Raw genomic sequence first — 15906 nt, forward strand, 5'->3', positions numbered from 1 at the left:
CTGCGGAATAAATAGAATTACCTAATTCTATTAGAATCTCTCTGCATTGAACTCCTATTGACTGAAAATCTTCAATTTCAACGGCAGAATCAATTAATGTGGCTACGCTCTAAATGAAATTGCCAAATGAACTCACCCCCTGGTCTAATTATCCTCATTTTCTATTAGCTCAAAAAGGCTTTAAGATATAGCTCCTTTAAGCTTGCCAAAGCCTGCTCCCAGGTTAAATCACAGCATAGTTGTTTTTCTGCTGATATCTGCTCCACAAGTTAGTAAGTACCTGTGATTGCTCAATTTCACCCATACGATCATGTCTGGTTTCCAAGAGGAGGCTATAACTGCCTCTTTTTTCTGCTGTATTTTTGAAGGCTTCGGAAAATAAGTCCCAATTAATATCCTGATTTCTTAGCGTAGTCAGTATGTAAACATCGTAATAATCACGCATTCTTGTATTGGCAGTGCTTCTCAATAAAATGCTCTCAAGCTTTTCAGATAAAACCGTTTCAAGGTTATACGCTAAAATGCTGATATTCCTGTTTTCAAACAACAGCCTGAAGGAGTATTCAACTGCTCGCGGAGTAATACTGTCTCCGGTTGTAAAATCCACCTTCATGACTTGCCTTGTTTTATCAAGCACCGACTCAATGGAAACACGAATTCCAGGGTAATCAGATTTATCCCTGATATTCTCAAACCCCTTTAGCGTCATTGTTACGCTATCATCTACAGGGGTTTGCAAGATTACCTTCAGCGCTTCCTCAAGCGCTTCCTCGGAAAATGCAAGCCCTTTTATTGTTGCGTCCATATCCATCGTTGAGCGAGTGTCGATACCGACCATGGCCGCCACCAGCATCCCGCCCTTCAATATAAATTTATCGCGATAAGGGGACAGGGATATCCTCTCCAGCAAACGCTCAAGCATGAAGTTTCTTAATATAATTTCAGCCTGTACGCTTTTTTCCTTTGATAGGTTGCGTATCAGCGCCTTTAGCTGAGCTGATGTTTTCAAAGCAGCACCTCCAGATAATTTCTTAGAATTTTCTCTACTCTCAAAATACCGGCATATTTCATTGCCTTATTAAGATCCTTATCCTTCCTGCGGACATATCTTTTAAGCGCATCTGACAACACTGCGGCATCCTGCTTATTTCTATCCCGAAGGATATCGCAAATAGTACGCTCCATATCGTATACCCTGATGTCGTTCCCGAAGCTGGTCTGCTTTGTACAAACGCCAAGGCCAATTAATTCCTTTTTGACAGTATGGACGATCAAGCCGTCCTGATTTAATCTGCTGGTGTTATAGCCTGCAGGAACGGTCACACAGTAGGCAACCGGATCTCTGTCGGTTAAATCATGCAGATATAAGGCCGTTTCATGGGAGTATACCATTTTGCTTTTCCGTAGCTGATGTAGCAGCATCTTATCCTCCCAGACCTCAGGCGCGATGTAGATGCCATGGGAAATTCGTTCAAGCTTGCCCTGTCTTACAAATTCGCTCAGGTATTCTCTATGGATGCCATGAGCATCAGCAAGCTTGGCAGTGACTACACCCCTGCTGCTTTTCAATAAGTCCTGCAGCTTATCGGTTCCAGTCATCCTCTCACTCCTTGCTTGACAATTTTGCTTTCATTATAAATAATCGAAGCATAATTGTCAAGAAGCGCTGGAGCCTTGAGGTAAAAAATACAGAGCTTTATCTGACAATGCATACTGAAAATTCAAACGACAAGGAGTATACCGAAATCGCTTAAGCACAGAAAGGAAAGCACAATTTACATCCAACTGGTCACACATTCGATTGATGAGCAAACCGGTTATCGAGACACATATATATGGAGATATTTCAGGTATACCTGGTCCATCCCGTATAAATCTATGCCGGGGCGAAACCTTTTTTACCTCGTCAGGGATCGCGCACAGGAATTTCATCCGGTCATTGGAATCTTCGCATTAGGGAATGCCGTATTAAATCTTACGGTACGTGATAATTAAATCGGCTGGACGGTGGATGCTATTCGCTGAATATTCTTGTGCGATGAAATCGCAGTTCCGGAGAAGTGGAAATCACGTGTCCGGAACTGGAAATCCTCTAAGTGCGAGTTTACTCGCTTAAGGACTTATCAAGTCCATATACCTCACGCATTGATATGTCCTTTGATGGGTCAATGCTTTCGATATTGATTTTATATGCATCATGTACAATCCTGTCCAGGATGGCATCTGACAGAGGACTGTCGGAGCCACCCAGCTGGTCATACCAGCCTTCGGACCGGTATTGGGAACAGAAGATAGTGGATGATTTCTTCCTTCTCCAATGGAGGAGTTCAAAAATATCCTTCTGTTCATTCTCGCTTGGTTTCAACAATAGCCACTCATCAATAATGAGGAGCACAGGGTTGGCATACTTAGACATAACTTTCTTATAAGTGCCTTCGTTCCTTGACATCTCAAGATCAATAAGAAGGTCGGGAAGTCTGACGTATTTCGTGTTGTAGTACTGTTTGCAGGCCTCCATGCCAAAGGCACAACTCATGTATGTTTTTCCACAGCCTGTTGCGCCGGTAATGAATAAATTCCGGTGCTCAGTGATATATTCGCAGGTTGCGATTCTCTTGATGAGGTCTTTATTCAACTTGCGGCCTGAGGTGTAATCAATGTCCCCGACATAAGCTTCAGGCTGGTCGAATTCAGCTTTCTTAATCAGCCTTTTCAGGCGGTTGTTCTTACGATTGCTGAATTCGATATCAACCAGCATACCGAACCTGTCCTCAAAAGGGACATCCTTCATTTTGGGGTCGTTAAGCTGGTTGCGGAATGCATCTGACATGGAAGTCAGGCGCATCTCAATTAATTTATCAATTGTACTATAGTTAGTCATGGTGCGTTACCTCCTGTAATAATCGGCACCCCTTGTGATGCCGTATTTATTCTGTGTGGTTTTTGGTTTCGGGTCTTCCTTTATCGGCTTGTCCTGCCCGGCGGTGAGTATGTTTTTAATACTCTTGTAACTGGGAGTTGCTGTATAGCCGAGTGCCTTTTTACAAGCCGCTTCCAATCGCACAACTGAATACCTATCAGCGAGCTTCAGAAGCCCCATACAGCTCCTATAGGTCTGCTGTTCCACACGTTTGGAGGTAAGGATCGCATCTACTACTTGGTACGTATTATTGCCAATCCGCTCTGCCCACTTACGGAAACGATCACCGTTCCATTCCAGATATTTCTGGTGATCCTCTGGCATATGCTCTATGATGGTGTCATACTGTCCTTTGCGTCCATAGAGGCGTCTGTGGGAAGCAATGCGGTTATGGTTGTAGAAAATTTCTATGGTTTTATCTGTTACCCTCACATCGACCTTGCGTTTAATGTACTCAAATGGAACTGAGTATAGCATCCCATCGAAGGATATGTGATAATTGAACTGAACAGTGGCTTGTTTCCATTCCGCCAGTTCATACGGGGTAGCAGGTAAGGGAGCCAGCAATGGCAGTTCTTCGTCGCGGAAGAGTTCCAACCGGCTGCCCTCTTCTTTTGGAATGGCTTGGCGTTGAAATCTTCCAGTTTCTCACGGATAGCGCTGTTTAACTCGGCCAGTGAAAAGAACTGTTCATTGCGCAATGCAGCAGTAATCCAGGTAGATATCCCATTGACAGAGCCTTCCGCATTGGGTTTATCTTTGTTATCTTAAATTTAAGATAACAAAGATTATCCTCAAAATGGTATTATCTTTAAAATCAGCAGAACTACCTTAAATCACATGGCAGTTCCGCCGTGTTTTGAAGATAATAAATCAGCTTAATCCGCAGTACTCAAGTAGATACTGCTCCTTGCCCTTCCAATTTTTCTGCTTTGCAACTGTTTTACCGATGGTTCCTTCAAGATCAATAGACTCTAGTGCCTTTGTGATGGTTTCTTCGTCCGAATAGGAATAAACAGTCGTTGTTTCAATACTGCTATGGCCAAGGAAGTCTCTTATATAAGAGATAGGAATCCCTTTTTTATGCATAGCCATTGCAATGCTGTGCCTTAACATATGGGCATGCAGTCCTTCCGGAAAAGCAGTATCGGCTTCATGAGCGAGTTTTCCATATTTCTTAAGGAAATAATCGACTGTTCCAGCTTTCATCTGTGTTTTCTGCGCATCATGTATAGTATAGAACAGTAAAGCGTCCAAGGGACTTCCTTTATGGAAGTTTGCAAGATAGGCGTCCAGATGCTTTACCGTTGATCCAAGAAGAGGGACATACCTTGTTTTATTTCCCTTGCCATGGATTCTGACCCGTACACTGGTATCGCCGCGGATGATACAGTTCAACCGTAAATCAAGTAATTCCTGAATTCTTGCGCCCGTTTCATAAGTAAAGATCATAAAAAAACGGTCACGCCTGCCAAGTCTTGTTGTCACGTCGGGCAATGAGAATAAAAGTTTCAGCTGTTCCTGTGTCAGATACTCAACGCCTGGCCGCTTAACGCCTTTGAATGCGTGGATGTTGGCAACATCGAGATATACCGGCATCAGTTCCATGTCTTCCTCACTACAGTATTTCAGGAAGGATTTAATGGCTGACAGCCTCAAGTTAAGTGTCTGCGTGGAATTTTTCTGGGTGTTCTTAAGCCACATCAGAAATTCGTAAATGACGCTCCTTGAAAAACAGGAAAACTCCATCTGATCAAAGCGGATACTTTTTTCCTCTCGCAGATAATTTCGTAGAAGATTTAATGATTGCCGGTAGGCTTTGGCTGTCTTGTCGCTGAAGTTCCTTTTTGTTATGAGATAATCGGTCAGAAAGTCACGGAGCAACTGGTAAAAGTACATTTCATTCTTCTTCATGATGCACCTCCGGCAGGATGTCATCATTCACTGACGAAAGCCGTTGTTCCATTTCAGGGTAAAAATCTTCCACAAGGGAAAGGTAATAATCCGTATCAGCATAGTTGGAATGCCCCATATATTCGCTCAAGTAAGGATAGAGGGCGTTTATGTCATGACCTTCCTTTACCCACTGATTCAATCGGTGAACCGCATACCCGTGACGGAAGAAATCCAAACGTTCGGATTTTTTCAGTTATCCGTACATAAATAAAATCCGAACCTTTCGCCAAAATCATGATAATCAAAGAAAGTTCCGAGCAAAAGGTTCGGATAATATTTACCGCTTCATTGCTCGCACACCGCAGAACATGGACAAGGTGCCGTCTGCATTGCGCCACTTTTTAGGTGTAGATTTGTCGTTATCATCTTCGAGCGTTGCTAATGCCTTTGCCTCCTGCTCAGTGGTTATGTCTAAATAAACCATCGTCGTTTGAAGCTGAGCGTGACCAAGGAGGAAAGATATTTGGACGATATTCATACCATCTTCCAACCAGTGAGAGGCTTTGGCGTGCCTCAGCTGATGGGCGTGAATGTCTGTGGGGACTTCGTCGCAGACTGATCGCGCCACTTGTGCGTGCTTGCGAAGCTGTTTGTTCACAGCATTTTGGCTCATCTTCCCTGTAGAACCCGTGTTCCTTGAGTAGAACACGAAAGATGACGGATTAGGTGCTGATCCGTGAAAATCCTTGATGTACGCCCTAAGGTGGGCTGTGGCCTTTGGCAACAAATACAACGTTCGGATTTTGCCCCTCTTGCCGATGACTGTGATGTTTGGCTTATCAACATCCAAGTGTAGTTGCTCAACTTTCATAGACAATATTTCGTCTATCCGTGCGGCGGTGCTGTACATGACGACCATCAAGGCAATATCCCTGCGACCAGCTTTTGTAGTCGGATCAGGGGCTTCAAGCAAGGCACTCACCGCTTTTTTACTCATGCCAGTCACTTTTTTGGCGTGTGCTTTCCTTCGCTCAATCTGTGACGCGCCCTGCGACAAGTGAAGGTATGAAACGTCTCTGCCGCCTAGGTACTTGAGAAAAGCCCTAAGCGAAGCCAACCGATTGTTGCATGTTTCAGGGCTGCACGTACGACTCTCCATCAGCCAAACAAGCCATTCCTCAATGTTAACGGCGCAAAAGCAAGCACCGTTGAGAGTGCTTGCTTTTATGCCTTTTTCCGTTTCAAGAAAGCCGACATATAAACTGAGCCCATCACTATATGCTTTCAATGTGTGGGCGCTCCTGGTCTTCTGGGAAGGAACATATTCGTTCAGAAAAGCGTTAATGTGCCTCGCAATAACGACGGACTCGTTAGTAGCTCTCATAGTTCACCTCCGGGATGACATCGCCCTCGTCGGTTTGAGCTTCAATGATGTCGGCCAGCCCAGGAACAAGCGAATAGTAGTATTTCGTACTTTCCAAAACGCTATGACCCATGCTCTTGCTAAGGTAAAGCAGTTTCGCGTTAAAATCAAACCCTACGCCCGTCCAACCGTTGATGTTCTCAACGGCATAATTATGTCGGAGTTCGTATGGGACAACGTTTCCGCAGTTATGCTGACGCCACACTTTGTGGAAATTTCGTTGTACCCAGGATGCTCTGTGGAAGCCTCCGTTTCTTTTTCTGGCAGGAAAGAAGTAGACCCGGTTCGGGTACATTTTATCAATGGCTCCATCGTACTGCCGCATCAATAAAAGCATAGAATCATGCAGCACAATATAATGCTGCGCATGACCCTTGGAGTAGCGGATGTTCACAACACCGCTGTCAAGGTCGACGTCTTCACGCATCAGCGCCCGTGCCTCATTCGTTCGGATTCCACTTGAATACAGCAGCCGGAAGAATACGGGGACTGTTATCCGCCGCGACAACTGTTCTTCTGTGGGCGGATCGGCGGATATTGAGTCACAAGCCATAAAGAAGTTCTGTAGTTCCGCTTCAGTAAACGCGTGTGGGATATAGTCTCTCGGCTCTTTTTGTGGTACTGTTGGCTCCGTAACGAAAGTCATCCCGCGTTTGCGCAGATAACGTATGAAGCTGACAACAGGATATATTCTTGATCGGCATGAATTGTTTGCTTCCGTTTCGCGCTGGGCGCACCATGAATCCGCCATGTCCTGTGACAACTCAGAAACATTGGGAAAATGCTTATCACAATACTTGTCGAACAGACTCAGATTAACTTCGTAAGAGGCTTCATTCCAACGTCCAGAAGCCTTCCGAAAGGCAACAAACGCACGCATGAGCGGTGCAATGGAGGATATGAACTCACTCATGTGCAAACACCCCCTCCGGCACTGGAAACCGTTCTATACTGAGCGCACACTCTTTGAGATGTTTAAAGTCGGCGCTGAGATATGCTTCCAGGGAATCGGGGGACGTATGACCAAGTGCTTTGCTGATAACAGGTTGCGGGACACCGCCGCCAAGAAGCTCTGTTGCCACGCGGTGGCGAAACATGTGAAATCCCTTGCTGTCGCCAGCGTTTTGTCTGATGTTTGCGGCTTTCATTATCTTGTCGGAAATATTGCCGATGCTTCCGCTCAACAAACGCCCATATGGCCGATTTTCAGAGATAAATATGAATTCACACTCGGTTTCCGGGCGTTTGGACACAAGATAGTCATAGACGGCATTGCCTACTATAACAGAAAGCGGCAACTCAAGGGGAGCGCCAGTCTTCTGCTGTTTGATACAGATTAGCTCTTTTTCCCAATCAATATCATTGACTTTCAGACCTGCAATGTCACAGCAACGCAGCCCGGTATAAAGAACCAGTGAACCAACCGCCCTGTCTCTGAGCGAAAGCCTCGAATACTCATTTTCGAGAGCCTGTTTTATCTGATCCGTTTCATCCGGCTTCAAATACTGGATGTTCTTGCGGTGTTCGCGCAATTCAGGCAGGTAAGCCAGTATTCTCGTAAACTCAGAGTATTCAGGGTTCTCCCTTATGCAGGCTTTGAGAACTGCTGCGATGTCTTTTTTGTATGAGCAGCTCCGGCGCAGTGTGTCGTCCTCGCCAATGAAAACAGATAACACATCCGCCTCTGTAATCGCACCGAAAGTATTAATGCCTTTCTGCTGTAAAGCGTACAAAAAACTCGCGCCGTGACTCGCTTCGCATATGATCGTGGTTGCCTTCTTGTTCCGCCTGCTTTCTGATGCCCGATAACAGTCAACTACCGCTTTGAACTCCGGCAACAACAAGTGATACAGGCCGCGCTTGATGATCTGCTGCCGATGCCGTCCATCAGGGTACTGACCGCGATTGTCAAATCGCTCAATAATACCAAGGCAATTTAGTATGTTGCGCAGATAGCTCCGGGAAGTGGATTTATTCGCGTACTCTTGATAAATATCCTTGTACGACGTCCAACCATTTGAATCCGCCCTGGAGAGAATGTGGTTTATCTCGCGCCGCACTTTTATTATATATGTGGCACTATAACCGGCCCTTTCCATGTAGCCGATTAGTTTGGGATAATTATCCCTTAGATTTTGTGTATTCATCTGTACACCTCCTGCTCGGAGTATACAGCATGAAAATAAAATCCATACCTTTCTATTGGGGAAAGGCTTATTATTACGCTGTTTTACTGAAGGTTCGGATTTTATTTATGTACGGATAACGGAAGTCGTGCACTCTTGCGGGGTTTCCTGTAACCGCCCTAGCTTCTGGCAGTTTGTCCCAGAACTCATGGAACCAGCAATCAATAACTGACTTATTGTAACAAGTTCCATCTTTATTCGAGAAAAATGCCTGCCTACCAGGCAATATGGATTCCATTATAGAATCATACTCCCTGCATACTTTCTGCAGATCTTCGCTCATGAATACGATCCTGGCTTTCCAGCCTTTGGATTCCCGGACGGATATTTTTCCTGTTTCGAGGTTAACATCCTCTTTTTTCAGTAGGCGTGCTTCCGAGGAACGCAGCCCGCAGCAGAATAGCATGCGGAAAATGACCGGCATGACATATCTCCTGGTCGGAGAAAATGGTGAAGGAGGGCAATGATCAATGGCCTTGAGAAAGGCTTTCAACTCTGCGGTCGTATAAATATGGGCCTCATACTTAACTTGCCTATCCGGGATATGACCGGGAATAACATAAACATTGTATCCGAGCCCTTTCATGTATTTACCAAGCTGCCTTACCGGAGTAACCCTCCTTAAAAGGCCGTTTGGATGCTCTCCAGGCTTTGAATGGATCCACGTAGAGCCCATTTCTTGTGTGATTGTGCTCTCTCCCGGGAACTTCTCAGCCACAAGTAAATCAAAGTGATACAGTATTCGTGCTGAAGACTGGTAAGGATAACCTAATGCCCGTTTCTGGCTGATAAAGTCTCTAATGCAAACACCAAGGAGGCTTTTAAATATATAATCAGTCATCAGAAGCACCACCCCTCCATGAAACCCTGCCTATGACGGATAGATTCAGAGCACACATCCGGAGCATGGATTCCTCCATGGACAGATAAGGCTTGTCGGATTCCTTTGAGGTATGTCCAAGCACATCAGTAATGACTTGGTGAGGTACTTTAGCTGCAAGAAGTCTATGTACCATGGAATACCGAAAAAGGTGCACGCCCGTAGCAGTACCGTTTACCGGCTTAATCCCCAGGCAACCAAGCAGTCCGGAACAGATTGAGTAAACTGAAGTCAGTTTATTGTGAGGCGCCTGTTTCCGTAAGAATATATAGGGGTAATGGTCAGCTCGTTTCGGTCTCTCATTCAGAATGTAATCCATTAGTGCGTTGCCTACATCCGGGAGCAATGGTAGTACGAGAGGTTCACCTGTCTTTTTCTGGATCAGCCTGATTTTATCATTTCGCCAGTCAATCGCCTGAAAAGTGAGATTGCAGATATCACAATCACGCAATCCCAAATTCATGGCAAGAAGAATTACTGCTTTTGTGCGTTTAGACTCTCTAGCCAGATATGCAACCAGTTCTGTCTGATCCTTTTCAGAAATATATGCGGCAACCGAGCCCCGCTGTACAAAACCTCCCATTACAAGGCCGGACAAATCCTTTTTGATCAGGCCAACTGTAAAAAAAAACGCCAACAGTGAACGCAGGATTGGAAGTATAGTTGCCATGCTCCGCCTATTGCAGATGCATGCAAATTTTGTAATGACAAGATGGATCTTTTCGGGTGTTAGAGATAGTAAATCCTTTAGAGTTTCTATCTCGGTGAACTCCACGGTTTTTCGGAATACATAATCGTGCAGGTCGATTGTGGATTTGCTGAGATTACGCTGTTCCAACGATACAAGGTACTGTGAACGAATAGATTCTGTCTCTAAGCTGTTGCAGTTGGCATCTCGGTTGATCATTCCCCACAGGAAGCACCCTGTATTTGCAACTTCCATCAGGACACGTGCCGCCTTACGGTTAATTTTCCACTTCCATTCCTTCATGGATCCACTATTACGTAAGTTGTTTATTTCTTGGATGAAGCATTTCATCAATGTTTCATCATATCCAAGAATACCAGCATCATAAAAATAGCGTCGTATGTCCATCCAGGAATGCTTGTATTGCCCGATAGTAGAATCCGTGAGATTGAGGTATTTCATTTCAATCTCAGCCTTGACAATGAGGTGATCAATACGCACGTCTGCTGCTATTGGGAACTCTCGGCCCTGAAAAAACTCATGAACTTTTGCATCATCCGGCATGGGTGGTTCGTTGAACGGTATGCCGTATTCATCTTGGGCTTGTGTACATGCTAATGCGTCAACCAGTCTTACGCAGCGAACATGCAGTGCGTGGCGTTCCGTCGAACCATTGTCATCTCTAATGAATGTATCATACAGCTCCGCGCACGGTTCCGTAATGCCAAGTGAATTAGCACACTTTAGCATTTGGTTGAAATAACGACGTCTAGACTCCCAAGTTTCATTGGCAAGTTCAAATTTCAACTGCTGCAAAAGGGTATTGATGACAGTTTCTAGTTTTGTCATATGTTATCCTCCTTCAGGCCTGTATCAGGCTGTCTAAAGGATAGCACTATATATGGATTATTATCTTCAATTTTCAGCTATTGATTGGCTATATGCTTAAGCAGTTTTGCTGATTTTAAAGATAATACCATTTTGAGAATAATCTTTGGGGTGGCAAACCCTTGCAGGTATAATGGCTGTGCTGTAGTGTTCAGCCATCTCATGGTAGACGGCATTTAGCTGCTGATTATACCATCCGCCATTATGTACCACGGCCGTTTTTGCGTTGTCGGGTACTAGGATTTTTGCCACACCGTTGAAATACTGGTACATGTGGATATGGGCACTGATCCATGCCTGCTGCTTTTCATTGATGAATGCTTCCGCGTAGGTATACTGGCTGTAGGTCATAACACCGACAAAGATGTAGGCTTTGATGATTTCACTGGTATCCGGATCAATGATGTGTGCTGGATCTCCCGCCCAGTCAACCTCAACTTGTTCCCCTGGTTTGCGGTTGATGTGCATGGTAGCACGGCGTTTCTGCTCGTCCTGCTGGATGTAATAGCAGAACTGCGAATACATGAGTGGTTCTTGGCCGTTCAGGCGGCAATCCTCCATGTATTCTGTCCACAGGAGCTTTTTGCTGACCCCATTACGGAATAGTTCTTTGCGGATGTAGGTTAGATTTGGCATCCTTTTGGTTCTAATGTCTTTGCCTGCTTTAGGAAACATCAAATCTTTTAAAGCCTTATCCGTCATGAGTTCGTCCAATGGCCATGCAAGATTTAATTCTTTTGCACGATGCTGGACTTTGACAACAGTTTTCTGTGCAACATTGCAGCTTTGCATGATGTTGCGCTGGGTGAATCCAAGACTGGTTAGCCTTAGGATTTCTCGATACTTGGTCATAATCATGACATCCTTATAATGGATTTACATCTTGCGATGCATAATTCCATTATAAGATTTATAGAAACTGATTTCCGTTTAACGGAATCATGATCTCCCAAAACCCGGAATGTTGATTTCCATGTACCGGACAGGTGATGAATTTTGCTCCGGAATACTCACGTCCTACCGGTGTACCATTCAATGAAAGTCCTGCTGTCTCGTATATAGCAGCCAATTGTGTTCCGACTAAATTCTTTGCTCTTCAGATACACCTCAAATCCGCTTAAATCAAGCACATGAACACACCCTTCCTTTATTTGGTGTGTTCATGTTCCCTCTTTATTGCTCACAAGTCAACTGGATACATAAGACTAATTATGCATTGTAATCGGCTTGATTTCAGGCATTTTTTGCCCCAATAAAGGCATTTATCCTGGCAAAAACTGACGACATAAGATTATTCTTCTTCGTTTTCCGGCTGTACTTCTTGATCATCTATTATTTCATACTCGGCTTCAATATCGCCATTTATCATCTGAAGGAAGAGCTTCTTCCTGGCTTGTTCATTTTGGCTGGTATCCAATATAAGCTCTTTCTTTTCAGACCATTCCTCCGGCATCCTGTTACGCAGGAAAAAGGATATTGCCTGAGCAGAGGGTGGTTGATGGCGTTTTATCTTTTCAATCTTGGTACGTTTCTTGCCATTTTTATCATCTTCAACAGTTGTCTTGATTTCTTCATACTCATAGCCGTTGCAAAGTTTTAAAAGTGAATTTTCCACCTCGTTACATAACACGCTCCTGCCCAGATTTACTAATTCAGAGAGTGTTTCATGCTCCTTACAATATCTATACCAAGTGTCAGGAGATATAGATAATTTCGAACATACTTGCCTTTACTGTATCTCCCTGCATTATCCAATCCTTAATGTCCGAGAATCGGGGCAATATGTCCGTTTCATACTTCCTTATTTTATTTGGAATTCCTTTTCTGCTTCCCATATCACCTCACCTACTCCTTCTGCAATTATGGCAACAAAAAGGAAGCCCTTTCTGAGGCTTCCTCATATTGTTTATTATTTTGTCAAACCAAACTTTCTTTTTATCTCATGTGAAACAGACTGTAGTTCTGGATATAATCTAACTTTATTATATCCAATTTGAATAAGCTTTTGTTTAATTTTTGATTTTGTACCCTTACTAATAATTAGTTTTTTTATATATTCACAATTCTCACCCATAGTATTTTTGCTATATTCTACAAACTTAGATGTTCTATTAACAATTGGAAATATAGAAAAATTACCATTTTGGCTTGTAATTCTTTTGTTATTTAATGGCCCAATCACAGCTAAGGGTAAAACACTATCATAACTACCTGTGTATTCTAACGGCTCATATCCATTTAACTCTTCTTTTTTTAACAGACATATATTAGGTATATATTTATAAGAAGAAATACATCTATGCATTTTATTACTTGAGTTTAGCTTTATTGGGTCTAATACCCATACAACTGGTTCCTTATCGTCTTCATCCATACTAAAATCATCTACTTTCAAGGCGAATGCTAATGCAATTAGTGGGTCTGTTGTCCAATCAAGTAACCTTGTTGGTAATCCATGATGCTGCATAATAAAAAGCCATTCCCACTCATTATCAGGAATATAATCTAAATATGGCCATGATAATGATTTAAATTCATTAATTAGCTTTATTTCTATATCATTTATCTCTTCTATTGAACAGCTATTCTTTAAAAACTGTACATAAATACTTGGAATCAATTCCCACTCAGCGCTCTGACCCCTAAACCATAGCAAATTTGCTTTTTCGTTATCTGGTTCGTTTAACTCATCATTTAATACACCAATTTTTTCTATGTATTTTTCAAGGCTGTCAATAATGCCACTTTTTTCAAAACATTCTTTGGACTTTTCAAAATCCTGCCCCGAGTAATTTACATATAATGGATTAATAAATTCATTTTGTCCTTTAAACACAGTTCCCCAGGATGATTTTGATAATTGACCAATATTACCTTGTTTAAGTCCCTTTGCGTATTTGTTTTTGTAGTCACCATTTATTCTTAAAAACCATTCTGAAGATTCATGAAAAAGTTCATTGATTCCTTCTGATTCCATTAACTTTATTAATGGTTCAATACTTTTCCCTTGTAATAATTTCCTGTCTGTTAAAATAATATTTAATAAAGGTTCACCTTTTTTCCTATTAATAAATTGAACTATATTTTCTTTTTCCACAATATTCACTCCTTTATGCAGTTAATATTCTGCAATTAAGGTATAAACCCTTCTATTAAACATTATTTTAATAATCAGAAAGCCCGCTTAAAGCGGGCTTTGCATCTATATTTATCTATCTTCATTTGATAATAAGCATGTATTTTTCATCGAACTCCCATTCAAATTAATTAATCAATATGCTCTGTACCCACTTCAGGTGTTTCTTATAATTCCCCTAATTTCAGAAGGAAATACATTTTCTTCCTTTACCTTTTCCGGCTTGCTTCCACTCCGAAAGGCCGAATTTCCTTCCAGGTTTTCAAGCAAAACCTTCCTGGCTATTTTATATTCACCGCCTACCATGCCTAGCCGGATAAGGAAAACCCGGAAGGTAAACTTGGGGTTATCACTTTCAGTTTTTTTTTGCTGGCCGTTTTTAAATTCAGAGCCAATTGATTCAGCAAAATGCAAAAATATTTATATATAATAATTCTGTTGGCATCCAACGTTGCCCTAAATAATTGGAACACAATCTTATCATTTTCAATTTTAATATTACCATCCTTAACGCCAAATGCCTTGAAAATCAATTCCCTTTTGCTTCCAAAGAGATTTATCAAATTATCCTTTGTTCTATCTGTATGGCCCGTGCTATCAATAGTCACTGTCAATTTGCAACTGTCATTGATGATAGCTTTTGCTCCATCCAGAGCCTTAAATACTCCGGCTAATTCTTCCTCCGTGCTTTCCGGAATACCAATGCCAACCTTGTAATCATCACCAGCATCTCCATCTGCTTTTTCCGGCGCAACCCCTCCGTCCATAAACACTGTCCAATCACCAATATTATATTGGTATGTAAGCCCACCCTTATAGGCCGGTTTAGTGTTCAGGTAGTCAGCAATTATACCAGCAGCCTCTTTCCTAGAAATGCCAGTCAATCCCATTTCAATTCTTACCATTAAAAACCCTCCATTTCTTGATTTGGTGTACACCATTAATCACTCTGAATGCACATTAAATCAAGTTAAATGAAGGGTTCTAGGCAAAAATCTATACTGTTGGTTTATAAAACATTTTATCAATCACTCTTGAGATAGGTCTTTCCAAGGGCAGATATACTTTCCCATAATTAATATCTTCTCTTCTTAGTGCAATTTTATGACAATTAAAACCTATAGCTTTTGCAGGGTTATCTAACCTTTGAAAAGCAGTTAAATCAGATTCCTCAGCTTCTATTATTGCTTTAATCTTAACTCTGAGCCTTTTTAGCATTTCATAATAAGTAGCGCTGGATGTAACACCAAGGAATGATTTTATTTTGTTTCTGGATGCATTATCATAAGGTATGCAAATATCTGGAAGAAGTATTGAATATTGTTTTGCCCGATATACGCTATCTGATATTGGAAAGCTGAATTCATGCATCCAGAATTCATCACACCAGTCATCACAGACCAATGATTTATTAATATTCAATGCTTTCTTATAAAGCAAATCCCATTTATTCTTCAAGTAAACAAGGCTTTCAACTGCCCCAACAATTCTTGGCGGCAATTTATTATAATCAATATTATCTTTATGTATAATGTCAATGATTGTATTATGCTTTCTGACATCAACAAACATCCGCAAATAACCAATTAGGATATCATCAAATTTTAGTCCGTCTTTTGGCTTCCAGTGGTATGACCTTTTATACTTTTTACAACTGCAGCTATCATCACAACAACATGGCACATATTCCCAGATTTCAACAATGGACGCTTGCTCTTGAATGGGATATAGGTTTCTATTATTTATTGCAGCATTTTTATTAGACTCATCAATTCTGAACCGAATTTCCTTAAAACTTAGTATGCTCATATTTTACATTCTCCCTACCATTTCCGATTATATCAAAATAAGCTATAAAGGAATAGAGGAGGAGAAGATTCCGCTTATAT

Annotated in this window: 15 protein-coding genes and 1 pseudogene; all 16 read right to left on the bottom strand. The window is 42.1% G+C overall.

The features are described 5' to 3' along the window. Positions 1-223: 223 nt before the first annotated feature. Complete coding sequence (locus ABDB91_RS13675; RefSeq protein WP_347488264.1) at positions 224-1009, bottom strand: nucleotidyl transferase AbiEii/AbiGii toxin family protein; 786 nt, start codon at positions 1007-1009, stop codon at positions 224-226. Further along, complete coding sequence (locus ABDB91_RS13680; protein WP_347488265.1) at positions 1006-1599, bottom strand: type IV toxin-antitoxin system AbiEi family antitoxin domain-containing protein; 594 nt, start codon at positions 1597-1599, stop codon at positions 1006-1008. The genes ABDB91_RS13675 and ABDB91_RS13680 overlap by 4 nt, the downstream gene beginning before the upstream one ends. Before the next feature lie 505 nt (positions 1600-2104). Continuing rightward, positions 2105-2881: an ATP-binding protein gene (locus tag ABDB91_RS13685; RefSeq protein ID WP_347488266.1), complete on the bottom strand. Its 777-nt coding sequence runs from the start codon at positions 2879-2881 to the stop codon at positions 2105-2107. Between the two features lie 6 nt (positions 2882-2887). Then, positions 2888-3681: pseudogene (locus ABDB91_RS13690) on the bottom strand (IS21 family transposase); the annotation flags it as partial. Between the two features lie 112 nt (positions 3682-3793). Further along, positions 3794-4834 (bottom strand): tyrosine-type recombinase/integrase, encoded by a 1041-nt coding sequence (locus tag ABDB91_RS13695; RefSeq protein WP_347488267.1) that lies wholly within the window; start codon positions 4832-4834, stop codon positions 3794-3796. After that, a complete protein-coding gene (locus ABDB91_RS13700) occupies positions 4821-5015 on the bottom strand; it encodes a hypothetical protein (protein ID WP_347488268.1) in 195 nt (64 codons plus the stop codon). The genes ABDB91_RS13695 and ABDB91_RS13700 overlap by 14 nt, the downstream gene beginning before the upstream one ends. A gap of 138 nt (positions 5016-5153) precedes the next feature. Beyond that, complete coding sequence (locus tag ABDB91_RS13705; protein ID WP_347488269.1) at positions 5154-6200, bottom strand: tyrosine-type recombinase/integrase; 1047 nt, start codon at positions 6198-6200, stop codon at positions 5154-5156. Beyond that, on the bottom strand, positions 6187-7152 hold the full coding sequence (locus ABDB91_RS13710; protein WP_347488270.1) for a tyrosine-type recombinase/integrase: 966 nt from the start codon (positions 7150-7152) through the stop codon (positions 6187-6189). Before ABDB91_RS13710 ends, ABDB91_RS13705 begins: the two co-directional genes overlap by 14 nt. Then, positions 7145-8386 (bottom strand): tyrosine-type recombinase/integrase, encoded by a 1242-nt coding sequence (locus ABDB91_RS13715; protein ID WP_347488271.1) that lies wholly within the window; start codon positions 8384-8386, stop codon positions 7145-7147. Before ABDB91_RS13715 ends, ABDB91_RS13710 begins: the two co-directional genes overlap by 8 nt. Before the next feature lie 73 nt (positions 8387-8459). Then, positions 8460-9266, bottom strand: coding sequence for a tyrosine-type recombinase/integrase (locus ABDB91_RS13720; protein WP_347488272.1), 807 nt, complete (start codon positions 9264-9266; stop codon positions 8460-8462). Then, the gene (locus tag ABDB91_RS13725) at positions 9259-10842 is read right to left on the bottom strand and encodes a tyrosine-type recombinase/integrase (RefSeq protein WP_347488273.1); all 1584 of its coding nucleotides are present in this window, start codon (positions 10840-10842) and stop codon (positions 9259-9261) included. The genes ABDB91_RS13720 and ABDB91_RS13725 overlap by 8 nt, the downstream gene beginning before the upstream one ends. Positions 10843-10938: 96 nt before the next feature. Then, complete coding sequence (locus ABDB91_RS13730) at positions 10939-11733, bottom strand: transposase (protein ID WP_347488274.1); 795 nt, start codon at positions 11731-11733, stop codon at positions 10939-10941. A gap of 439 nt (positions 11734-12172) precedes the next feature. Next, complete coding sequence (locus tag ABDB91_RS13735) at positions 12173-12511, bottom strand: hypothetical protein (protein ID WP_347488275.1); 339 nt, start codon at positions 12509-12511, stop codon at positions 12173-12175. Between the two features lie 279 nt (positions 12512-12790). Then, complete coding sequence (locus ABDB91_RS13740) at positions 12791-13978, bottom strand: FRG domain-containing protein (protein ID WP_347488276.1); 1188 nt, start codon at positions 13976-13978, stop codon at positions 12791-12793. A gap of 347 nt (positions 13979-14325) precedes the next feature. After that, the gene (locus ABDB91_RS13745) at positions 14326-14922 is read right to left on the bottom strand and encodes an amidoligase family protein (RefSeq protein ID WP_347488277.1); all 597 of its coding nucleotides are present in this window, start codon (positions 14920-14922) and stop codon (positions 14326-14328) included. A gap of 91 nt (positions 14923-15013) precedes the next feature. Continuing rightward, positions 15014-15826 (bottom strand): hypothetical protein, encoded by an 813-nt coding sequence (locus ABDB91_RS13750; protein WP_347488278.1) that lies wholly within the window; start codon positions 15824-15826, stop codon positions 15014-15016. Positions 15827-15906: the final 80 nt, after the last annotated feature.

Origin of the sequence: Desulfoscipio sp. XC116, from assembly GCF_039851975.1 — a bacterium.
GTDB lineage: Bacteria > Bacillota > Desulfotomaculia > Desulfotomaculales > Desulfallaceae > Sporotomaculum.

Bases quoted from the DNA above. Each gene is read 5' to 3' on its own strand.
- ABDB91_RS13680 (WP_347488265.1), bottom strand. From the start codon at position 1,599: ATGACTGGAACCGATAAGCTGCAGGACTTATTGAAAAGCAGCAGGGGT.
- ABDB91_RS13685 (WP_347488266.1), bottom strand. From the start codon at position 2,881: ATGACTAACTATAGTACAATTGATAAATTAATTGAGATGCGCCTGACT.
- ABDB91_RS13695 (WP_347488267.1), bottom strand. From the start codon at position 4,834: ATGAAGAAGAATGAAATGTACTTTTACCAGTTGCTCCGTGACTTTCTG.
- ABDB91_RS13705 (WP_347488269.1), bottom strand. From the start codon at position 6,200: ATGAGAGCTACTAACGAGTCCGTCGTTATTGCGAGGCACATTAACGCT.
- ABDB91_RS13710 (WP_347488270.1), bottom strand. From the start codon at position 7,152: ATGAGTGAGTTCATATCCTCCATTGCACCGCTCATGCGTGCGTTTGTT.
- ABDB91_RS13715 (WP_347488271.1), bottom strand. From the start codon at position 8,386: ATGAATACACAAAATCTAAGGGATAATTATCCCAAACTAATCGGCTAC.
- ABDB91_RS13720 (WP_347488272.1), bottom strand. From the start codon at position 9,266: ATGACTGATTATATATTTAAAAGCCTCCTTGGTGTTTGCATTAGAGAC.
- ABDB91_RS13725 (WP_347488273.1), bottom strand. From the start codon at position 10,842: ATGACAAAACTAGAAACTGTCATCAATACCCTTTTGCAGCAGTTGAAA.
- ABDB91_RS13730 (WP_347488274.1), bottom strand. From the start codon at position 11,733: ATGACCAAGTATCGAGAAATCCTAAGGCTAACCAGTCTTGGATTCACC.
- ABDB91_RS13745 (WP_347488277.1), bottom strand. From the start codon at position 14,922: ATGGTAAGAATTGAAATGGGATTGACTGGCATTTCTAGGAAAGAGGCT.
- ABDB91_RS13750 (WP_347488278.1), bottom strand. From the start codon at position 15,826: ATGAGCATACTAAGTTTTAAGGAAATTCGGTTCAGAATTGATGAGTCT.